The 20,693-nt window shown below is 61.8% G+C and carries 23 protein-coding genes; 8 read left to right on the top strand and 15 right to left on the bottom strand.

What is annotated here, in order from left to right:
• Positions 1 to 79: 79 nt before the first annotated feature.
• Both OSH07_RS24095 and OSH07_RS24100 read right to left on the bottom strand, forming a co-directional pair.
• The gene (locus tag OSH07_RS24095; protein WP_266341269.1) at positions 80 to 1,309 is read right to left on the bottom strand and encodes a phage major capsid protein; all 1,230 of its coding nucleotides are present in this window, start codon (positions 1,307 to 1,309) and stop codon (positions 80 to 82) included.
• Positions 1,306 to 1,872, bottom strand: coding sequence for an HK97 family phage prohead protease (locus OSH07_RS24100; protein WP_266341270.1), 567 nt, complete (start codon positions 1,870 to 1,872; stop codon positions 1,306 to 1,308). Before OSH07_RS24100 ends, OSH07_RS24095 begins: the two co-directional genes overlap by 4 nt.
• A 308-nt stretch (positions 1,873 to 2,180) precedes the next feature.
• On the opposite strand from OSH07_RS24100, the gene OSH07_RS24105 reads away from it, so the two are divergent.
• Entirely contained in the window at positions 2,181 to 2,618 is a 438-nt protein-coding gene (locus tag OSH07_RS24105) for a lasso peptide biosynthesis protein (RefSeq protein ID WP_266341271.1), read from the top strand.
• 227 nt (positions 2,619 to 2,845) lie between these two features.
• Here the strand turns inward: OSH07_RS24105 and OSH07_RS24110 are convergent, their stop codons facing one another.
• Entirely contained in the window at positions 2,846 to 3,034 is a 189-nt protein-coding gene (locus OSH07_RS24110; RefSeq protein ID WP_266341272.1) for a hypothetical protein, read from the bottom strand.
• Complete coding sequence (locus tag OSH07_RS24115) at positions 3,022 to 3,366, bottom strand: phage portal protein (protein ID WP_420909678.1); 345 nt, start codon at positions 3,364 to 3,366, stop codon at positions 3,022 to 3,024. The genes OSH07_RS24110 and OSH07_RS24115 overlap by 13 nt, the downstream gene beginning before the upstream one ends.
• An 802-nt stretch (positions 3,367 to 4,168) precedes the next feature.
• Between OSH07_RS24115 and OSH07_RS24120 the strand changes: the two genes are divergently transcribed.
• Positions 4,169 to 4,591: a hypothetical protein gene (locus OSH07_RS24120; RefSeq protein ID WP_266341273.1), complete on the top strand. Its 423-nt coding sequence runs from the start codon at positions 4,169 to 4,171 to the stop codon at positions 4,589 to 4,591.
• Positions 4,592 to 4,597: 6 nt separating this feature from the next.
• Here OSH07_RS24120 and OSH07_RS24125 read toward each other — a convergent pair whose 3' ends face one another.
• The 3 genes from OSH07_RS24125 to OSH07_RS24135 are packed head-to-tail and all read right to left on the bottom strand — an operon-like array spanning position 4,598 to position 5,867.
• On the bottom strand, positions 4,598 to 4,843 hold the full coding sequence (locus tag OSH07_RS24125; protein WP_266341274.1) for a hypothetical protein: 246 nt from the start codon (positions 4,841 to 4,843) through the stop codon (positions 4,598 to 4,600).
• Positions 4,844 to 4,863: 20 nt separating this feature from the next.
• A complete protein-coding gene (locus OSH07_RS24130; protein ID WP_266341275.1) occupies positions 4,864 to 5,295 on the bottom strand; it encodes a hypothetical protein in 432 nt (143 codons plus the stop codon).
• Positions 5,296 to 5,297: 2 nt separating this feature from the next.
• On the bottom strand, positions 5,298 to 5,867 hold the full coding sequence (locus OSH07_RS24135; protein ID WP_266341276.1) for a recombinase family protein: 570 nt from the start codon (positions 5,865 to 5,867) through the stop codon (positions 5,298 to 5,300).
• Between the two features lie 210 nt (positions 5,868 to 6,077).
• Here OSH07_RS24135 and OSH07_RS24140 point away from each other — a divergent pair, with 210 nt between their 5' ends.
• Entirely contained in the window at positions 6,078 to 7,040 is a 963-nt protein-coding gene (locus OSH07_RS24140) for a DUF2971 domain-containing protein (RefSeq protein ID WP_266341277.1), read from the top strand.
• 45 nt (positions 7,041 to 7,085) lie between these two features.
• Here OSH07_RS24140 and OSH07_RS24145 read toward each other — a convergent pair whose 3' ends face one another.
• Together OSH07_RS24145 and OSH07_RS24150 are read right to left on the bottom strand one after the other, a co-directional pair.
• On the bottom strand, positions 7,086 to 8,441 hold the full coding sequence (locus OSH07_RS24145) for an SIR2 family protein (RefSeq protein WP_266341278.1): 1,356 nt from the start codon (positions 8,439 to 8,441) through the stop codon (positions 7,086 to 7,088).
• A 190-nt stretch (positions 8,442 to 8,631) separates the two neighbouring features.
• Positions 8,632 to 8,955, bottom strand: coding sequence for a hypothetical protein (locus tag OSH07_RS24150; RefSeq protein ID WP_266341279.1), 324 nt, complete (start codon positions 8,953 to 8,955; stop codon positions 8,632 to 8,634).
• A 169-nt stretch (positions 8,956 to 9,124) separates the two neighbouring features.
• Here OSH07_RS24150 and OSH07_RS24155 point away from each other — a divergent pair, with 169 nt between their 5' ends.
• Positions 9,125 to 9,493 carry a helix-turn-helix domain-containing protein gene (locus OSH07_RS24155; protein WP_266341280.1) on the top strand — a complete coding sequence of 123 codons (369 nt, stop codon included), beginning with the start codon at positions 9,125 to 9,127 and terminating at the stop codon, positions 9,491 to 9,493.
• 31 nt (positions 9,494 to 9,524) lie between these two features.
• On the opposite strand, the gene OSH07_RS24160 is transcribed toward OSH07_RS24155, so the two are convergent.
• Both OSH07_RS24160 and OSH07_RS24165 read right to left on the bottom strand, forming a co-directional pair.
• A complete protein-coding gene (locus tag OSH07_RS24160; protein WP_266341281.1) occupies positions 9,525 to 11,249 on the bottom strand; it encodes a recombinase family protein in 1,725 nt (574 codons plus the stop codon).
• A gap of 8 nt (positions 11,250 to 11,257) precedes the next feature.
• On the bottom strand, positions 11,258 to 12,226 hold the full coding sequence (locus tag OSH07_RS24165) for a phage portal protein (RefSeq protein WP_420909679.1): 969 nt from the start codon (positions 12,224 to 12,226) through the stop codon (positions 11,258 to 11,260).
• A 255-nt stretch (positions 12,227 to 12,481) separates the two neighbouring features.
• On the opposite strand from OSH07_RS24165, the gene OSH07_RS24490 reads away from it, so the two are divergent.
• Positions 12,482 to 13,663 carry a GGDEF domain-containing protein gene (locus tag OSH07_RS24490; RefSeq protein ID WP_266341282.1) on the top strand — a complete coding sequence of 394 codons (1,182 nt, stop codon included), beginning with the start codon at positions 12,482 to 12,484 and terminating at the stop codon, positions 13,661 to 13,663.
• 22 nt (positions 13,664 to 13,685) lie between these two features.
• Here the strand turns inward: OSH07_RS24490 and OSH07_RS24175 are convergent, their stop codons facing one another.
• From OSH07_RS24175 to OSH07_RS24185, 3 genes are all read right to left on the bottom strand, one after another.
• Positions 13,686 to 14,471: a bestrophin-like domain gene (locus OSH07_RS24175; RefSeq protein ID WP_266341283.1), complete on the bottom strand. Its 786-nt coding sequence runs from the start codon at positions 14,469 to 14,471 to the stop codon at positions 13,686 to 13,688.
• A gap of 166 nt (positions 14,472 to 14,637) precedes the next feature.
• Complete coding sequence (locus OSH07_RS24180) at positions 14,638 to 15,930, bottom strand: DNA-packaging protein (protein ID WP_266341284.1); 1,293 nt, start codon at positions 15,928 to 15,930, stop codon at positions 14,638 to 14,640.
• The gene (locus OSH07_RS24185; protein WP_266341285.1) at positions 15,857 to 16,351 is read right to left on the bottom strand and encodes a hypothetical protein; all 495 of its coding nucleotides are present in this window, start codon (positions 16,349 to 16,351) and stop codon (positions 15,857 to 15,859) included. The genes OSH07_RS24180 and OSH07_RS24185 overlap by 74 nt, the downstream gene beginning before the upstream one ends.
• A gap of 481 nt (positions 16,352 to 16,832) precedes the next feature.
• Here OSH07_RS24185 and OSH07_RS24190 point away from each other — a divergent pair, with 481 nt between their 5' ends.
• The 3 genes from OSH07_RS24190 (at position 16,833) to OSH07_RS24200 (ending at position 19,781) form a co-directional block, all read left to right on the top strand.
• Positions 16,833 to 17,609 carry a bestrophin-like domain gene (locus OSH07_RS24190; RefSeq protein WP_266341286.1) on the top strand — a complete coding sequence of 259 codons (777 nt, stop codon included), beginning with the start codon at positions 16,833 to 16,835 and terminating at the stop codon, positions 17,607 to 17,609.
• Between the two features lie 183 nt (positions 17,610 to 17,792).
• Positions 17,793 to 18,563, top strand: a complete 771-nt coding sequence (locus tag OSH07_RS24195; RefSeq protein ID WP_266341287.1) for an SDR family NAD(P)-dependent oxidoreductase — start codon at positions 17,793 to 17,795, stop codon at positions 18,561 to 18,563.
• A gap of 192 nt (positions 18,564 to 18,755) precedes the next feature.
• The gene (locus OSH07_RS24200) at positions 18,756 to 19,781 is read left to right on the top strand and encodes a nucleotidyltransferase domain-containing protein (protein WP_266341288.1); all 1,026 of its coding nucleotides are present in this window, start codon (positions 18,756 to 18,758) and stop codon (positions 19,779 to 19,781) included.
• Here OSH07_RS24200 and OSH07_RS24205 read toward each other — a convergent pair.
• Positions 19,771 to 20,628: a protein-L-isoaspartate O-methyltransferase family protein gene (locus OSH07_RS24205; RefSeq protein WP_266341289.1), complete on the bottom strand. Its 858-nt coding sequence runs from the start codon at positions 20,626 to 20,628 to the stop codon at positions 19,771 to 19,773. The genes OSH07_RS24200 and OSH07_RS24205 overlap by 11 nt on opposite strands.
• Between the last annotated feature and the right edge of the window lie 65 nt (positions 20,629 to 20,693).

The following is a 20,693-nucleotide window of genomic DNA, read 5'->3' on the forward strand; positions in this document are numbered from 1 at the left end:
GGCTGTTGGGTATGCAAAGGCCCTCACCCCGGCCCTCTCCCGCCTCGCGGGAGAGCGTTGGGTGAGGGTCTTTCCTGACTTAGCTCGTGCCGAACTTCAGCAGCTTGATCGCGTCGAAATCCTGGACGCCGCCGCCGACGCGCTTGGTCGTGTAGAAGAGCACGTAGGGCTTGGCGGAATAGGGATCGCGCAGGACGCGGACGCCGAGGCGGTCGACGACGAGATAGCCGCGGCGAAAATCACCGAAGGCCAGCGACAGCGAATTGGCGGCGATGTCGGGCATGTCCTCGGCCTCCGTCACCGGGAAGCCCATCAGCGACGCCTCGCCCCCCGCCACCGCCGCCGGCTGCCAGAGATAGTGGCCGTCGGCGTCCTTCAGCTTGCGGACCGTCGCCTGGGTGCGGCGGTTGAGCACGAAGCGGGCATTGGCGCGGTAGCCTGCCTTCAGCGTGTAGATCAGGTCGACCAGCACGTCGGAGGGATTGCTGGAGGGGAGCGCCGCGGAGGTTCCGGTCACGACATAGCCGAGCTTGCCCCAACTCCAGCTCGCCTCGGCGGCCGTGGTGTAGGCCAGGAAGCCCTTCGGCTTGTTGGTGCCGTCGCCGGAAACGAAGGCGGTGCCTTCCTGAGCCGCGAAGGCGCTCTCCACCTCGGCGGCGATCCAGTCGTCGATGTTGACGGCGCTGTCGTCGAGCAGCGCGGCGGTTGCCGCCGGCATGGCGTAGAGTTCCATCGCCGGGAAATCGAGCGCGGCGATGGTGGGCGACGTGGTCTGCGAGCGGCTATCCGTCTCGCCGGCCCAGCCGACCGCCGGGCCGGCGGTCATGAAGGGCTTGCGATAGGTGCCGCTTGAGACCTGGCGGACGTCGGCGATGGCGCGGATCGGCGAGATCGCGGCAAGTCGTTTGCCGATCTCCGTCTCCGTCTCGACCGGCACGAGATAGCCGCCATCGGCATTGGTGCCGGCCGAAAGCGCCTTCTGCTCCAGCCGGCGGAAGCCGTCCTCGTCGCCGCCGCGGACATAGCTTTCGAAGGCCTGCTTGTGCTCGGACGGCCGCGCCGTGCCACGCTCGGCCGAAAGCGGCGGGCGCCTACCCTTCAGCGTCAGTTCGTCCAGCGCCTTGTTGATGCGGTCGAGCTTGTCGGTGGTGACGACGTCGGCAGAAAGCTTGGTCTCGATCTCGGCAAGCCGCTCGTCATTGGTGTCCTTGAACGCCTCGAAGGCGCGCATGAAATCGTCGAAGGCGGCGGAAACGTCGCCGCTCTCGGCGGCCTTCGCTTCGGGGGCGGCAGGGGAAATCTCGGTCATCGCGTCGTCCTTGTCAGGTTGGGGGAAAGGCGGGCCGGATGGAGGGTGCGGGCGGCCCGGCGCATCCGCGCGGCGAGGCCGGTGGTCTTGACGCTCGAGACGCGGGCGTCGGGCTGCATCGGGAAGGTGACGACCGAGATCTCCCAGAGGTCGATCTCGACCAGCCTGCGGACGCCGGCCGTCCGGTCGGCGCGGGCCTTCACGGTCTTGAAGCCGATCGAGAGGCCATCGAGCGCGCCGGCCCGCATCAGGCTCGCCACCTCGCGGCCGCGCGCCACGTCGGCCATCAGCCGGCCCCGCACGAAAAGGCCGCGCGGGTCCTCGCGGATCTCCATCCAGACGCCGATCGGCTCGGCCGGATCGTGCTGGTAGAGCATGCGGATGCCGGCCGCGCCGCGTTTGGCGATCGAGCCGCGAAAGGCGCCCGGCAGCACGAGATCACCGGAGAGATCGGCCGTGCCGAACAGGCTGGCATAGCCGGAAAACACCCCTTCGCCGTCGACGCCGGAGAGGTCGGCGGCGGCGAATTTCGTTTCGAGCGCGGGCGCGGTGGAAAGGGTCATGCGGTCTCCTTCGCGGAAAGTTCCGCGTGGAAGGGGGAGTCGGATCAAAGGGTTGTGGTGGACGGCTGAGGCGTTGATTCAGGCGGCAGGCTCACGCCCGCCATCATCCCGAGCTAAGACCCGGGATCCATTCAGCCGAGGCCTTGGACATCGCGAATTCATCAGGACGCCGACAAACCCAGTTGCATGGATCCTCGCCTTCGCAAGGATGACGCCGGTGCATGGACCGGCGGACGTACCGGGGTCGTGCATTGCAGACACTCGAACTAGGCTTGCCACCGTGCCGGCGGCCGAGCTTTCATTTCATCATGCCCGACTCGCTTCATGCCATCGCCGCGTCCGTGCGCACCTTCCTGGAACCGGCCTGGCGACACTGGCAGCCGGGCGCCAAGCCGCCGTCGAAAAACACCTGCGGGCGCAGCAGCCTGTTTCTCGAACGCGTATTGCGCCACGAGGGCTACGAGGCCCGCTGGACCAACGGCATTCCCCGCCTCGGCGAGGATGCCCCCGAACTCGGCCCGTTCGGCTTCTTCGACGGCACGCGCTGGGAAAGCCATGCCTGGGTCGAGTGCGACGGCCTCATCGTCGACGTCACCGCCGATCAGTTCGGCGCGCCGCCCGTCCTCGTCACGCCGACGACCGACCCGCGCTATGGCGCGCGGACGCTGGATACCGCGAGCCCGGAGGCGGTCGCCGCCCGGCAACGGACGGTCGACGAACTCTGGCGGGGCTGGGGGACGCGCTAGCTTCGCGCCAGAAGCCTTTCGAGCGCGCCGGCGAAATCGCGAAACACCTTGCGGTGGTCCGGCGCGAGGCGCTGCAGGATGCGGTTCAGCATCTGGGTCATTCACGTTCTCCAGTCGGCTCGTGACGCGAGCCCCACACTCACCGCTTTGATGGACGCTCCGCGTCGCACCACGCTCGCCTCTCTCCAGCGGGCGATGGACCAAGAAACCATCGCCACCCGAATCCCTTACCGCCGGTCGTTGAAGAAGCGGGTCAGCCTCGCGATCTCGGCGACGAAGTCGTTGAAGCGGCGGTTCGAGCTGGCGAGTTCCTTCAGCGCCCAGACGAGCAGGCCGCTGGCGCCCGACGCCCAGAGGAACAGCGCCAGATGCGCGAGGTCGCCGCGACTGGCAAAGGCGCGGGTCAGTTCGTCCACCCCTCGTCTCCTTCCTGCCCGCCCTCGCCTGGCTGAGTCGCGCCATAGCCGACCGCCTGGCGCTTCTCGTCGCGGGAGAGGAAATCCGCCGCGCCGACCCGGCTCCAGAGCGCATTGCGTTCGTCGGAAAGCGCGGAAATCGCGTCGGTGTCGAAGCCGAGCCGAATGGCGCCCGGAAAATGCGGCGCCAACCAGGCGGTCAGCGCGTCGGCGGTGCGGCCGACAAGCGGCAGCACCGTCTGGCGCCAGAACACCCGGTTGGCCTCGGCATAATTGGCAAAGGTGTTGTCGCCGGGAATTCCGAGCAGAAATGTTTGCTCGATTTTCTTCAAAGTGCAGGCTCGCCCGTGTGCATATGCCGATATCATGTTGCGACATTGATGCGGGTGCGAGCTTCGTCGCCCGACAACGACGACGGGCGAAGGAGAATGCGTTTCGCATCGACAGGCTCACAGTCTAGAGCGATAAAACTGGCGACCACCTTCACCCATTGCCGACACGTCACAACACGCCAAACGGCTCACGTTCTCGTTGGAACCCGTTGTCATGGACTCAGCCGGACTGCCCTGATCCCGGCAAGTCGTCAGCCGGCAAGGATTTTCCATCATGAGGCTACAGGTTCACCAAGCAAGACACTTAAAGTCAGCAATAATTCTGCGCAACCTGTCAAATACATATTGACATCTACAGAGCATTATGCTACTTTTACTTTCTGCATTTTATTGATTCGGCGATCTGTCGGGCAAGCTGTTCTGCTTGTCTTTTGAACGACATCGCCGCTGTGCCTTATCTTTCCTGAAATCTTACCACAGATGCACCCAAGAACGGGTAGCCTATCTGATTCTAGAGTATTGCCTAAATCAATTGAAAACAACTAAAGACAATCACGCAAATTCAGTATTTTTCTACAAGAATGCTCTTTCGAATTCCATCTTTGAATACATTTGGTCTAGATACCAAAATGACGAAGGTTCGAAGTTGTATCTAATAACCCTAACCTTCAATCCCATGACATTCAAAAATAGAGGCTGGCAGGAGGCCGTTGATCATCGACGCCGATCCCGAATAGCACGACACGCCTATCAAATGTTTGCCGACTTTCGTCACTGGTGGATCGGAGGAATTTTCAATTACATGTCGAATGGCACGAGGAAAGCCAATTACAGCAACCAACCCGTCTGCTTTGCCTTCGTCGACGACACCACTGACATGGAGCCCTACCCTCACATCCATGCCGTTTGCTGCGTTAGAAGCAGTCTCGTTCAACCCTTCGAAAACTGGCTTCTAGGATGTCACGAAGTTCCCACTCAGACGGCCGATGCCCGGCAGGCATGGAAATCGCTCAACGCCGATGAAATTCAGGTTGAAAAGATAAGGCCATCCAGATCGGACCTCGCCAAGGCGGTGTCATATGCGTCGAAATTCCATGATCGGCTTCCTAATCAGGACGCCGGTGAGGAACTGATGCGGTCCTTTCCCGAGAAGCATTCGCCTCACCCAAATCGGAATCGGATGGCCAATGTCACCCTGAATATCCGCCCGGGAATGGTTCGCTAGTCCGCTTCACCTCGGAATTCGTCCTGTTTGCGGCGGCCAATCGACCGGACGGACGACACGGATGACCTCGATACCGTCTTCGGCGAGCCTCTTGTCGAACATCTTCCGACAATGTGCGTGGAAGCCCCAATTGCCGAAGAAGCCCTGTGGCACTCTCTCCGGGGGCAGCTTCGCCTTCTCATCTGCAACGAACGCAGACAGCCGCCGCTCATATTCCTTTTCCGCAATTGCCTTCATATCATCCTCGCTCACAATTTGCCGATCTCGTTCCGCTAGCTCAGGTCGGCTCCAAAGGAATGGTTTCGATAGAAAAAGAACGTTTCGTGCTCTTCGATCATGGAGTATTGCCCGTAGAGCCGCTTGGCCAACCGATGCGCCATCCAGCGATAGATCGGCTCCTTCCGATCCGTCGATGCCTCAATTCGGAACAGATAGGGCCTGTCCCTAAAAGCCCACTCTAGAAGGAGTGCCCGAGCGGCTTTGAAGACCGGGAGTGCGGACCGAAAATAGTCGCCATCCTCGACAGAAACGACATCTTGGAAGTCGAGCCAGAAGTGAGGATTGTAACGCCGCTTCCTCGTCCCGCCGCCTACGATATAGAAGACCACGGCGGCTCCCGGGGCCGCTTCGAAATTGAATGTCAGCCCATCAACCGTGAAACGCCGCTCAAATAGGCCGGCACGATCTCGGTAGGGACGAACCAAGCCTATCCCCTCGCCTGATCCCGAGCAGCCGGGAGATACCGGTAGAGTGTCGGAACCGAAACGCCGAGGCGATCGGCCACCTGCTTCACCGATATCTCAGAATCGGCCAGAAGCGCCCGTGCAGCGGCGATATCGGCATCCGACATGGCTCTGGGCCGGCCACCAACCTTTCCAGCCTCCTTGGCCGCCCGGAGGCCTGCCATGGTGCGCTCTCGGATCAACGAACGCTCCCATTCGGCAAGAGCACCGAAGACGTGAAAAATGAGCTTGCCGCCGCTGGTCGTGGTTTCGAGGTTCTCCGTGATTGAGCGGAACTCGATACCCCGCCGGTTCAAATCCTCGACGGTATCGATCAATTGACGAAGCGAGCGCCCGAGACGGTCCAGCTTCCATACGATGAGACAATCGCCGGGACGCAGGAAGTCTAGCGCCTTGGCTAGTTCGGGGCGGCCCCGCTGTGTGCCGGATGCGGTCTCTACAAAAATCTTCTCTGCGCCGGCCTGACGCAGCGCTAGCTCTTGAAGCTCCGAACTCTGAAACTCCGTGCTCACTCTCGAATAGCCTACGAGCAAAACCGAAACCTCTCAAAAAGGGGCTCTGAACCATATTTTGAGAATACATATTTCGAGATACAGTTTCAAGAATTGAATGGCCTCGCTTCTAGCGGCGTCCCAAGGAAGCCACTGGTTGTCTCAAATACGTTCGTTATCGATAATGGCCACCTGCTACATTCTCATTCGAGACATTGTGCGCCACAGGCGAAGAGAGCGAATGGAGATGAAATGGCAACTAAGCCCTCAAAATCGACAGAACTCTATCACTATACGAGCCTTGCCGGCCTGATGGGTATTGTGAACTCCGGCACGCTCCATGCGTCGCACATCGATTTTCTAAATGACCGCAAAGAGATGGCTTACGCCGACGACGTTATGCGCCCCACAATCAGGGAGGAATTCAGAACCAGATTTCTAGAGCTTCAGAACGCAGGCCTGATGAACGACAATTTCGACATGGACTGGCTCTGCGACAAAGAAACCGACACGTTCTTTCGAGTCATTAGTGAAGTATCTAATAGATACAGCCCCATCTTTATCTGCTCTTTTTGTCGAACCGATGATCCATATATCGCCGAAAATGGCCTTTTAAGCCAATGGAGGGGATACGGAGGAGGAGGAGTCTCTATTGTTTTTGACGAATACGAGCTTAAGACTCTGGTCGAGGCGCAACTCTCGAAATTCAAGCTAGCGGTAACTTCGTTTGAAAATATCATCTACGGGAAAGAGAGCCATAGGTTTACAGAAGTCGAAGCCGATCTTGATTTGTTCCGAAGGGCCGTGCCTACGTTGATGGAACATACGATGAGCAAGGCACTCGGAAAAAAAGTTGTGTTTGAAGGTGAGAAGGTAGAGATCGACGACCTCTATCTTCCATATGCAAATGTAAAACCAATACTAAAGCATCCCGCCTTTTTCGAGGAGAGAGAAACAAGGATTGTTGTAGCGGTTGCTCGCAACAAGTTCAGCAAAAAGTCAAGCCTGAAGAAGAAGGATATAAAATTCAAGCTTCGAGACAACTACCTCCTGCCCTACATAGTCCTCGAAAAGAAGGGACGAAAGCTCCCAATAAAGCGGGTTATCGTCGGCCCCTCAGTCGAACCCCTGCGCCGAAAGGCAAGCGTGGATTTGCTGCTTAGTGAAAACGGCTACGATGTGCCGGTAACCGTGTCCGAAATCCCATTCGCATAGTTTGCTCGCCGGAACTTAGCCCACCCACCCCCGAGGCCAGCGAGGTCAAAGCGATACTGTATACTCCTCGCCATCTCGCACGGCCTCAAGCAGATCGACAATTTCCTTCGAATAACGACGGTTGGGATGCTTCCCTTTAGTCGGTATTGCGTAGTGATATTTGTTATCAGTCGAAAATATATCGACCCCCGTCTCATCCCTCACCTGCTCTATCAGCTTTCGGGCCTTCCACCAGAAAGTAAACCCGAGCAAACTGGAAACGTCTGTTAGAGAATATGGATAGCTTGCGTTGGGACTATCGGTCCTCGCAATTCCTAGAAGCTTTGGCAATTCGGTTTCGGAGTCGGCAACCGTCTGCAATTGGGCATAGTCCACTTCGATATTGCCCCGAGGAATATCACTCCGAAGCAGCTTGAAGAACCTTGCTGAGATCGCTCGCAATAACTTGGGATTGACCCATTTAAGTGGCGCCGTTTCTGTTAAGCACTGAAAAATCCAACCGAAGCTATCTGTCACAATGGCTCGAACCCGAAGCTCGGAGCCATTTGCACTCACAACATACTCCTCCCGGAAATCCGTCAACGAAGGTGCATCGGGGCGCCACTCAATGTAAAACACGTTCTCGATCAGCTTGTCAGGACCACCCAGAATTTCACCTATATCCTGAAGGATACCGGTGACATTCGTATCGCCGAGACCATACCCAAAAATAAACACGGGATGCTCAGCCAGATACGTAAGCAACTTCGCAGATATATACTTCTTCTTAATTCGGTAATTTTCGTAGTCGGCTCCCGTAATAACGATAGAGCTGGGGTCTTCCATCGAACCGTGTATTTTGAATATCTCACCGACAAGGTTCATGTCCCGCCTAATTACCTTCTCCCCCACGACCGGCTCATAGTCCCCAAAGACCCTTTCTAAGAAGTCATCATAGTTGGTCGTGATGATCGCATGGGGGTTCGTCTTCGACAGAAGATCAATCTCCTCCCTCAGCGACGAATCGGCGGTAGTATTTGCTTCACCCGCCGCATCTTGGATATCCAAAGCGATAATATGCTTGAGGAAGATGGACTTATCGGGTGATTTGCTGAAATACTCGGGAGGGAACGTGTTCTTCCCATGAGTCCATGCCCATTCGAATACTTTATCCTCTAGGATAGACCCAATTTCGATCAGATTGTCATTCGTCTTCTGGCGGAAATATTGAAACTCCTGATCAGACAAGCCAATCCTTGCGGCCGCTGACCTTAGCAACTCGATCCAAGTCGGAGCACCTAGGTAGCGCTTCGAAATGCCGGTTCCAATGAAGAAAATCGGCTGGCACTCCGAATCCTCTAGCGTTTGCTTGATCAAAGCAACCGCATGCTGTTTATAATTTTCGTATGTCGAATTAACCATTCGATCGCTCCCCCGAAGATGCATTGCGACACTGAAGCCGGTGAACCCCTAAGGGAGATTCAAACAGCCGACTTAAGTCATCGACTCGCAAGCAATGCTACCGTGGGTTAGCGGCGTTCTCCATCGCCACTCGGGCGATGCCAGCGGGCGGCGAATGAATGACATCGCCCTCCCCCCGCCGCCAGCAATGCTACCGGTAATAGTTCTTGTTACGGAACAGATAGAGAAGCACGTAAACGGGGAACCACAGACCGCCGGTGATCAGGGTCAGGAGTATGTGCAACCAGTGGCGAAACCCATGCAACTGATACCCGCCGCCTGCCACTGCTCCACCACCACCCCCACCCGCATTCATAAAGACGTTCGGGGTAGACGACTTCTGGCTCTTCAGAAGCTCCAATTCACGCATCTGCGGATCGAGAATCTCGCCACAATGCCGGCACTTCTTAGCCTTGGCCGTGATCTCGCCCGAGCAATACGGACACTCGATTGTCGCAACCGACGACGCTTCCATAACAGTTCCCCCGTTCAAAATCGGAAACCATCCAGAAGCGCCTCCCCCTGACGGAGGCGTATCTTCAGACGGTATTTGGGCTGATTACCCCAATAGATATACCGGTTCAAGCTGAAAACTGATACGTCTAGATATGTGATTTCCTTCCAACCGATCTCATCAGATGGGAATGGAACAGGATGCACAATCAAAGCGGGTTGCAGAGCTTTTCAAGGACCGTCTCAAGGCGGCCCGAAAGCAGGCCGGGCTCACTCAGGACGAACTGGCTACGAAGGCAGGCATCTCTGTCGTGACGTTGAGCAAGCTCGAAACCGGGGTGAACAAGCCGGCCTTCGACATACTGGTGGCGCTGGCGCATGCGCTGGAAGCCTCGCCGAGCTTCCTACTTGGCTGGGACCCACAGGCCGACGCCAAGACGGATGCTAGCAGGCGTGCCCTATTGCTGAGACTGAACGTTATAGTTCAGAAGCTGTCGGACGAGTGGATCGAACAACTGATCGCTTTGGCCGAACGTGCTGCTCCCCAGCCCCGCCGGTAGGCTAATTCCAGCGTGCAACCTTGCCAATTGGTCAATCCCGCTTCGCCCCATCCCGGAGGTTCAATCGATTTTCGTTAAAGAGCCAATCTGAGTAGTTGGCGTTGACGAGGCTTTCGTCAGCCATGTCTTTAACCAAAAAAACTTCGGCGGGATTATCTCGCTTCGTCCAGATCATTCGACCTCCGCCGCCCCTGAACCGAACTAGATATCTAGGATCACGTAGCGAGGGCCAACCAGAAAGCAATTTCTTAACATCTGGATCGTCATTTTTCGCCGGACGAAGGCTACTCATATGAATCGACTCCACTACCGCCCTTATTTGCTCCGCCGTCTTAGCCCTTAGGTTATATAAATCCTCATCGCTTATATTAACCGGAAAATCTGTTACATATTTCTCTTTTGAACCCCTTCGAGAGTCCAGCAATTTCGATCTCTCTTCAGTGAATTCTATGATTTTCACTGCAATTTCATTTAATCGCTTCTGATAAAGTTTCATCCGATTATTGATGATCGAACTATCGAGGCTCCCAGTCTCAATTGCATCGACAAGTCGTTCGAGCTTGTCATCCAGCGACAGCTTTTCACCAGCCAGCCTGTCCAGTTCAATACCGATTTGCTGATTGCGGCTTCCCACACCACCTTCGATAACGGCTTCAAGATCGATTTCTTGAACGAAGGATAAGAATGACTTTTCAAAATGATCATAGCCCCACGGCCGAGTATTGCACGACCCATTGTCAATTTGGCTACAATAGATTATCTTTGAACTTTTATACCTGTTATGCTGATTTACATACATCTTAGCGCCACACTGACCACAGAAGGCCAATCCGGTAAAGATGTTTGCGTATCTCTTACCTTTTGCGCCCACGCCCTGAGTGCTTCGACGCTCCATAGAAGCTTGGGCCGCATAGAATGTTTCTTCACTCACAATTGCGGGAAAATAGTCCTTTATAGGCTCCCCTTCGGGAATCTTCTCGTTAACCCCACCTCGACGCAATTGCGGCTGGAACTCTCCGATTACAGCCCTGTTTCGCAGAACGCCCATCCGAACGGCAGAAACCTGCCAATGGCTCCTTCCTCGAAACGTAGGCACAGCTTCACGGTTCAGAGTTTTGGCGATGGTGTAGATGCCATGGCCATCTATCGACATCTGGAAGATACGCCGAACAATGGCGACTCTCTCGTCGTTAACGAGGAATGTCCGTCTATCTGGTGAGAGCGTGAGCCAACCCGGACAGTTCGCTGTCATCTTCAGGCCGTGCGATATAGCCTCTCGCTTTCGTGCCCAACTCGCTCTTATCCGAGATGCCTTAACGGCCGATTCCTCGTTCGCTCGTATCATATGAACGAGGGAAGTCAGCATTTGCATCGGGTCGATAGGTTTCCGATAGACGACATTGTCCAACATCGTAACGACAACGATGTCTCGATCTACGATGCGGTGGAGCAGGTTCATCGCATCCATCGGATGCTGCCGGCTGATGCGATCAAGAGACTCGACCAGTAGGTAGGAGCCCGGTTCGATCTGGCCTTCAGATATCGCTTGGAGGAACGTTCCAAGAGCGCCGCTGGACACGTTTTGGCCTGTGTAGGCCGATTGGCCTTCGTCCTTCACGACGTTCTCGGAAACGAAATCGAGCTTATGTTCAGCCGCATACCTCTCGGCCATTTCGGATTGGCGACGGCCAGAGTCACCCTGTCCTTGGATGGCGGTCGACCACCGGATGTAGGAATAAGCTTTTGGCTTAGTCATAAGAGGAATCATCCCATGATCAGATTGCTAGATTGCAGCCTACACGCCTTGGCTGCCCAGTTGAAAAAAATTGGTCGACCTAGCAGCATGGGCGGCACGCCGAAGGCGAGCGCGATCTCGCGCGCCGCGCCGTTCTTCGCCTCGATGAAATCCATGTCGTGCGGGGTCAGCGCCATCGAGGTCCAGTCAAGCCCGCCTTCGAGCAGAAGCGGCCGGCCGGCATTGACCGCGCCGGTATAGTTCGCCTCCAGCTCGCGCTTCAGCCGCTCGAACTGGTCCTGGCTGAGATTGGCGCCGCCCTCGCCGCGATAGACCAGCGCGCCGGAAGGCCGCGCCGCATTGTCGAGCAGCGCCTTGTTCCAGGCCCCGGCCGCATTGTGCAGATCGAGCGCGGTCGCCGCAGCCTCCAGCGGGGCGAAGCCGTAGTGATCGTCGAGAGGATGATAGAGGCGAAGATGCAGGATCGGCGACTGGCCATGCTCGACCGGAAATCGGACCGCGCGGCCGGCGACGGAATACTCATAGGCCTCCGGCCAGCCATCCGGCCCCGGCACCACCTTCACCCGGTCCGGCCGTAACGCGTGCAGTTCGGCCGGCTCGCCGCCGAGTTGGACCAGTTCGGCATAGGCGTTGCCGGCGACGAGCCAGTTCCCATAGAGCGTCTCCAGCCAGGCGGTGCCCGACTGGCGTGGGTTGGGTCGCGAAAGCAGCCCCAGCAGCGGATGGTCCGGCCGTTCGGCCTCGCCCTCATAGGCGAGCCACGGCACCGAGGCCGCCGCCTCCGCGATCATCGACACGGCGCGATAGACGATGGCGTTCTTCATGAAGCCTTCGCGGGCGAGGCTGGCGAGATCGCGCGGCGTCCAGGCCGGGCGCCCCTGCCCCTGCAGCGCGATCAGCGGTCCGGCCTTCGAGGCCTTCGTCGCGGGCGCGGCAACGGTTCCGCCGAACAGGCGGGAGAAGAGATTCGCTTTCATCGCGTCTCCGATCGAAAGAAGGCCAGAAAGCCCGCCTTCGGGTCTTGGTTGCATCGAATAGGTATGCACAACCAGCGGAATCATCGTCCCGATGGCCGGAATCGATCGAAGCGCCTGCGGCTTTCGCTTGCATTCCGAACCGTCAACTGAACTATGGGCGCAGTTTTGGAGGCGAAGTCCGAGGCGAGATCCCGCCCTGACGTCGCCCAGAACTTTCCGGCCCCCTTAGCATCTCGGCTGAAAGAGGACTCACCGGTGCTCGACTTCGCCTCGCTCCTCGTCGCCATCGGCTTTGCCACGGCCTTCCTGGCGGCGATCCTGCTCGCGGCCTGGAAGACGACGCGCCGGGACGGCTTCCTGTTTTCCTGCGCCGTCGGCACGCTGCTTGTCGCCGTCAGCGTCGGCTTTTCGACGGTCGACAGCATTGATCCCTCCTGGTGGGCGCAGGGCCTGGGCCTCGGCCTGCTGCTGGCCGGCGAGGCGAGCCTCTATGGCAGCGCGGCGCAGTTCCGGCTCGGCACATCGCCCGGTCCGCGCATCATCCTCGCCACCGTGATTTCGGTCGTGCCGGTCCTGCTATCGCTTTTCGCCGGCTATAACGGCCTCGCCTATTCCGTCAGCTATGCCGGATCGGCGGCCCTGCTGCTGCTGGTCGCCCACCAGTTCTGGCTGGCGCGGGCGGAGGCGCCGATGACCGCGACCGGCATCGCCGCCCTCTATTTCCTGGTCGGCCTGTCGTTCCTGCCGCGCGCGGTCCTGGTGCTGACGCGCGACGGCCTGATCACGGCGGGCCCGCCGCGCAACTGGGCGCAGGACCTCTCTCTGATACTGATCATCGGCGCCATCCCGGCGCTCGGCGCCATGACGATGGCGCTGAGCCAGATCCGGACCGCCCACGCGCACCGGCGCGAGGCGCTGACGGATTCGCTCACCGGACTGATGAACCGCCGCGCCCTGTTCGACACGCACGACGTCTCGATACCGCCCTACTGCGTCGCAATCCTCTTCGACATCGACGAATTCAAGGCGATCAACGACACCCATGGCCATGCCATGGGCGACCGCGTCATCGCCCTTTTCGCCAAGGCGCTGAAGCTCGACCTGCCGGCCGACGCCTCGGCGGCGCGGATCGGCGGCGAGGAGTTCGCTCTGATCCTCAGGGACATCGGTGTGGACGAAGCGCTCCGCCTTGCCGATGCCGTGCGCCGGCGCTTCATCGATCTCGCAGCGAGCGAGGTGGGCCTTCCCTGCACCGCGAGCGCCGGCCTCGCCGCGAGCGGGCCGCTCGGCATGCGGACGGATCGCATCCTCGCCGACGCCGACCGAGCGCTCTATGAGGCGAAACGAGCGGGCCGCAACCGGGTCATGGTCGGTCGGCCGTCGCAACTGCCGGCGCAAGCCTCCGCTCCGACCGACATGGGCAACATCGGCGGCTGACTTCGCGGCTGCGCACGGCCGCTCACGGACCGCTGAAGGCGATGCTGGCGTTCTTCTGGTTGGTGAACAGCAGCGACGGATCGAGCGCCTCGAGCCCGTCATAGGGGTTGGCGTGGATCGCCAGGATCCACAGGCTCATCGACGCCGTGATCGCATAGATCGCCAGTGCCCGCCGGCCGGCGCGGGTTCTGTCGGCGTGGGTCGCGGCAATGGTGACGGCCGTCAGCACCGTCAGGAACATGACGAGATACCATTTGTAATAATCGATCGAGGTGTTGCCGACCGCGAGGCGAAGGTTGCGGGCGTCCTGCAGGTCGTTGAAATCGGTCATCACCTGCGAGACGAGCGAGGCCGGCGCATTGCCCCGCGCCAGGGTCGCCACTTCGCCGCGCAGATCATGCAGGATGGTCTCGACCTGATCGTCCGGCGTCTCGTTCTTGTCCTGCAGCCATTCCTTGCTCGCGACCTGCTGGCGATAGGCGATGATGCCCGCCGCCAGCTTCGAGGAGTCGAGGATGTCCGACTCGGCGCTGCGCAGCAGGCGGGCGATGGCCGAGCGCTCCATGCTGGTCGCCTGGTCGGCGCGCGAATTCACCGCCCAGATGTCGGCAGCGATGAAGCCGAGCGACAGCGCCCAGGCCGTCGCGATCGTGCCGAGGAACGCGGATTGCGGAATGGAGCCGACATCGCGGATGGCGTGTCCCGAGAGAAAATGGAGCGCCACGCGGCCGATGCCGTAGAAGGCGAGACCGAACGCCGTGAACAAAACGAACAGCATCGGCACCGAGAGATGCGTGGCGAACTCCATCGATTGACCCCATCCATCTGACATCGTCGTAACAGCTCCACCGACCTTCCGATGGAATCCATCCGCTCGACCGATGCTTCGGCGGATTCGCCGCGCAAGACAACCGCGCATGCGGCCAGAAGATCCACAGGGCGCCGAACAATCGTGTCCGGCGCGGTCGCGACGGTCACATCGTGCGGATCCTCGGCTCGCCCGGCGCGCGCAGCATCAGCGCCGTCAGCGCCCAGACCAGCGCGTCGAGCCTGTCCGGTGAACGGCCGTTGGCGAGGCCCTCCGGCCCGAAATCGGCCATCTCGTCCTCCAGCGCCGGAAAGGTCCCGGCATGGCGCACCCTGCCCTGCGCATAGAGTGCCGCCACCGGCTCGGCCCGCAGATATTTTCCACGCGTCGCCCGGACGGAGGTGACCGGCACGGCCGGATCGACCTCGTTGATCACGCTCGCCACCATGTCGCCGCCCTGGTTGACCTCGGCGACCAGCAGGTCCGCGTCGAGCGCCCGGTAGAGTCCGACCGCGACGGCGGCCCAGGCGGCCGGCTTCACCTCGGCCAGGCTGCGGTCGGCCAGCACATAGGCGGTGCCGTCCACGGCCAGCCCGCAGGCGACGATGCCGCAGGCGTCGGCCCCCTTGCGCCGCGAGGCCGGCGGATCGACCGCGACGGCGATGCGCATCAGCTCCGGCGCCTTCTCCACCCGCGCCCGCTCGATCGCCTCGCGGCTCCAGAGCGCGTCGGCGCGATCCTCGATCCATTCGCCGTCGATTTCCTGCCGGCCGAGCCGCGTGCCGCGATAGCGCCCGACGACGCGCTCCAGGAAGCCGGGCGCCAGATTGGCGAGGTTGGCGCCCGTGCCGGCGCGGGTGGTCACCGTGCGCTCGGCGGCGAGCAGCCGCTTCAGCAGCGGGATCGGGCGCGGCGTCGTGGTGACGAGCTGGCGCGGCATGTCGCCGAGCCGGAGGCCGAATTGCAGCATGTCCCAGCACGCCTCTGGATAGCGCCACTTGCCCAGTTCGTCCGCCCAGGCCGCCTCGAATTGCGGCCCGCGGAGGCTTTCCGGGTCCTCCGACGAGAAGCAAAGCGCCACCGCGCCATTCGGCCATTCGAGCCGGCGGCGCGAGGGCTGCCAGTTCGGTCGCTCATGGCGACGATGGACGGAAAGCAGCCCCGAAACACCCTCAATCATCACGTCGCGGACATCGGCCAGCGTCTCGCCGATCAGCGCGATCCGGCCGACCGGACTTTCCGCGAAGCCGGATCTGCCACCGGCCAGTCCCCGGATCCATTCGGCTCCGGCGCGGGTCTTGCCAGCGCCGCGCCCGCCGATCATCAGCCAGGTCAGCCAGTCGCCACCGGGCGGATACTGGTCATCACGGGCCCAGAAATCCCAGTCATGCTGGAAGGCCTCGATCTCCTCCGGCCGCAAATCCGCCAGCAGGCGCGCCGGCCGCCTCCCCCGCCGCATCGAGCTGTTCCAGGCGCGCCTGAAGCCGCGCGCGGAGGGCGTCGATGTCGACGGGAGCAGCGCCTGCGTCATCCTCCTTCCCCTCCCGCAATTTCGCCAGCGTCTCGAGCGTGCGCGCCAGCACCGAAAGCGTGCGCGCATCCTTCTCCTCGACGCCGCCCTCGCCACTCGCAAAGCGAAGTTCGAGCTCGGCGACCTGCTTCTCGAAGGTGCGATAGAGCCGCGCCACCAGCTTCTCCGAGGCCGCCTCGTCCGGCAGCGGCGGCGCCTCGCCCGGCCTGAGCCAGCCCTGCCGCTCCGCTCGCTTCGCCACCGCGACGTGGCTGACGCCATGCTGCGCGGCGATGTCCCGCAGCGGCAGCGCCGACGTTTCATAGGCGACGCGAACCGCCGCCCACTGGTCGAGGGTAAGCTCGGGCATCTCATGGCTCCCAGCTCGAGGGCGGCGTGTGTTCAAGCGAGTCGCGACGACGAGCGTGGGGAGAAACCTCTCGGATCTCACCGCCAGGCACCAGCGCCCGCCCCAACCTCCGCCGTCATCCCTGCGAAAGCAGGGATCCATGCAGCCGCGCATAAGCGTCAGGCCAACCCGGCAAAGATGGATCCCGGGTCAAGCCCGGGATGACGGCGAGCGCGTGAGAAACAGGGAAGCCAAAACCCGAGGCGGTCAGAAGCGACACGATCTCACCGATCCGGCGCCACCATCCCCTGAACGCAACTCTTCGACCATGCCTGAACCCTACCGAAGCAGCGCCACGGTGTCAAGGATTATTTTCCTATATCGATGCGACAAGGCTCAACGTCTCTCCGGCCGCTCGTCCTGCTCCGGAGCTTCGGAAGCGCTTTCGCGGGAAATGGGCGACTGCTAGGCTGTCTGGGGAGAAGGTCTGGGGGAGGCATTCTTGCCGGCTGTTTTCGGGCTGTCCTATGAGTTGACGGTAGCGCTCCTGACGCTCGCCTGCCTCTGCGCGGCGTCGCTCGGCACCCTCCACGCCTATCCCCGCCTGCCGGCGCACTACCGCGACGACGAAACGCTGCAGACGGTGCGCCTCGTCGCCAACATCTTCGGCATGCTGAGCTCGCTCGTGCTCGGCTTCATGGTCTCCTCGGCCAACAGCAATTTCGAAGATGCCGACAAGGCGGTTCACGCCTATGCGACCGAAATCATCCTTTTGGACCACTCGCTGCGCGGGCTCGGCCAGGACGGGGCCGGGCTACGGACCGAACTCTCCGACTACGTCGCGACGATCGTCGGCTCGCGCGAAATCGAGCGGGCCGCCCTGCCGACGGAGAACCGGACGGCCGAGACCACGCTCCGCGACATCCGCGCCGGCCTCATCGCGCTGCCGCCAGGGGATCCGGCGTGGACCGAGGATCGCGACCAGGCCAAGGCGCATGTCGACACGCTGCTGCGCACGCGCTGGGGTCTGATCGAGCGCAAGGAAGCAACGATCCCCTTTCCGCTACTCGTCTCGCTCGTGCTCTGGCTGAGCATGACGATGGCAAGCCTCGGCTATCGCGCGCCGCGAAACTGGGCCGTCCGGACCATTTTCGTCGTCGCATCGCTGCTGCTTTCGGGCGCGATCCTGCTGATCCTCGACCTGGCCAATCCCTTCGACGGCCCGATCCAGGCGTCATCGGCGCCGTTCGTCCGCGCCCTCGCCGAGCTGAAGCTCTAGGCCAGCGCCGCCCCATTTCCGCTTCTCCGTCGCCGCTGGTGTGTGGTCTATAAGCGGACAACGATCGCCCGAACCATCGGGCGGCACGGGACTGCAACTCTTTGTCTGGTCGCGTTTTCTTCACGCGAACCGGCATCCACTTCGCTCGAAAACGCTTTAGGAAAATCCCTGGGAGGGGAACTCATGACCGACCTGCCGAGCTTCGACCTTACCGGCCGCACGGCCCTCGTCACCGGCGCCGCGCGCGGCCTCGGCCGCGCCACCGCGCTGGCGCTCGCCGCCGCCGGCGCCGATATCGCGCTCGGACTGCGCGACGCAAAGGCCGATGCCGGGCTGGTCGCGGAGATCGAGGCGATGGGCCGCCGCGCCGTGCCGCTGCAGATGGACGTGCTCGACCTGAAGCAGGCCTATGCCGCCGTCGATGCGGCGATCGCCGCCCTCGGTCCTATCGACATCCTGGTCAACAATGCCGGCGGCGGCACCATCGGCCCGGTCGAGGATTTCACCGAGGAGGACTTCGATTTCACCGTCAACCTGACGGTCCGGTCGACCTTCTTCCTGTCGCAATATGTCGGCCGCCACATGATCGAGCGGAAGAGCGGCGCGATCATCAACATGGGCTCGCAGGCCGGCGCCATCGCGCTCCCGGGCGAGGCGATCTACTGCCTCAGCAAGGCAGCCGTCAGCCACATGACCAAGTGCTTCGCGGTCGAGTGGGGCAAGCACAATGTCCGCGTCAATTGCGTGGCGCCGACCTTCATCCGCACCGACGGCACCGCCGAGATGCTGTCCGATCCCGAATTCCACGCCGACGTGCTCGACCGCATCGCCGCGCTGCACCGGATCGGCGAGCCGAAGGAAGTCTCCGGCGTCGTCCTCTTCCTCGCCTCCGACGCCGCCTCGATGGTCACCGGCCAGACCATCCTCGTCGATGGCGGCTGGACGGCACGGTAACGCGCCGCCCCCCCCGATCTGACGCCCTGCCTCGACAACCGACGATTCCAACAGTTTCGCGGCTTTCACATCGCAACTGTTGGAATCCGGGCGGGATCGTGGTTCAATCGTTTCCAACACCTCGGTCCGATTTCGATCCAAACTGTTGGAAGCATGCGATTTCAACAACTTGATAACGACCAGCGTCGGGAAATGGTCAATTCCCGACAGCGTTTCGAGGGCTTCCGGGCAGCGCAGAAGCGCGCCGACGGCTATCGCGGCTCCATGGTCTTCTCCGAGACAGCCGGCACGGACTATCTGCTGCGCAGCTATTACGATCCGAAGACGGGGCTCCGGCGGCAGAAGTCGCTGGGCCGGCGCAGCGCCGAGACCGAGGCGATCAAGGCTGCCTTCGATGCCGGCCGCGACGAGGCCGAGGCGGATCTCGCTGCCGCCCGCGCCGCGATCGAGCGGCAGGCCGCCATCAACCGTGCCCTCGGCCTTGGCCGGGTGCCGGATCCGGGCGCCCGCATCCTGCGCGCCCTCGACGCGGCCGGCGTGCTCGGGCATGGCCTGCGGGTGGTCGGGACCAATGCGCTGTTCGCCTATGAAGCGGCGGCCGGTATCCGCTTCCCCGTCGAGGTGACGACGACGGAAGACATCGACATCCTGTTCGATGCCCGCGCCCGCCTCGCCTTTTCGGTCGAGGAGGACCAGGATGGCCGCAGCCTGCTGGCGCTGCTTCGCAAGGTGGATCGTTCGTTCGCCCGCACCAGCGCGGCATTTCGCGCCCGCAACCGCGACGGCTATCTGGTCGACCTGATCCGGCCGATGCGCGAGCCGCCCTGGAAGACGGAGCCCGCCTCGCTGGCCGAGCATGGCGGCGCGCCGGACGCGGACGACCTCGCCGCCGTGAGCGTGGAAGGGCTCAACTGGCAGGAGAACGCCCCGCCCTTCGAGGCCATGGCGATCGACCAGCGCGGCTATCCGACCCGGATCGTCGCCAGCGACCCACGCGCCTTCGCGGTCCACAAGCTCTGGCTGTCGACGCGGCTGGATCGCGCCGCCGAACAGCGGGCCCGCGACCTGGCGCAGGCGCGCGCCGTCGGCCAGCTTGTGGCGAGCCATATGCCCCATCTTCCCTTCGATCCCAAGGCGCTGAAGAACTTTCCGCGTCCGCTGGTCGAGGCGGCGATGATGCTGTTCGCCGCGGAGCCGGAAGCGGGTTTTAGCTGGTAGCGCCCGGCTCCAGCCGCGACAGGCACCAGCCTTCGCCATGCAGCCAGCAGGTCTGGTCCTCGTCGTGGCGGTCGCGGCGGAGCGAGCGGACGGCGGCGCCGCGATCGCGCATCAGCGCCCCGGCGAGCGGATGGTCGAACCGTCCGTCGCGCGCGCCGACGAAGGGAATGAAGGCGGCGCTGCTCAGGAACTCGGCCGCATATCCGTCGGTGGCGCGGCGCGTGACCAGGAGCATGCCGCCCGGACCAAAGGTCGACGTCATCGGAAACAGGAGCTGGCCGCCCGGCTTCAGCGCGTCGAGCCAGAGCGCGAGCGGATGGGTGGCGCCGGCGCTGGCGACGATGCAATCCGCGTCCGGCAGGGCCATGTGGGCGCCGTCACCCTCGACGACGCGCGCCTGCGGCCAGGGCTGCAGCGCGATGCGCGCCCGCTCCGCCAGCCCCGGCTCGATCTCGACGGCCAGGATCGTCGCCTCCGGCCCGGCGAGTTCGGCCAGGATCGCCGTGTAATAGCCGGTGCCGCAGCCGAGATGGACGATCGACGCGCCGGGCGGAATCGCCAGCCGGTCGAACACCAGCGCCCAGAGGCTCGGCTGGCCGTTGTTGATGCCGCGCTCGCGGTCGAGAGTCACCAGCACGTCCTGATAGAGCGCCGCCGGATCGCGGATCGTCCCCGACCAGAAGTCGACCAGCTCGGCCGGATCCTTGATCCGCCAGGGCGGCGGGCCGACGAAGCGCTCGCGCGGCACGCGGGCAAAGGCCGCGACCAACGGCTCCGAGCGCAGGCTCGCCCGGTTGCGCAGTTCCTCGGCATAGGCCCGCCTGGCGGCTGCGATGCGGTCCGTCATGGCTCTGCTCCGATTGCCCATCGTCGCGCCAACGTCGCTTCCAGTCAAAGGCCGGCGCGAAGCTC

Origin of the sequence: Kaistia nematophila, assembly GCF_026343855.1 — a bacterium.
In the GTDB taxonomy this organism is placed as follows: domain Bacteria; phylum Pseudomonadota; class Alphaproteobacteria; order Rhizobiales; family Kaistiaceae; genus Kaistia; species Kaistia nematophila.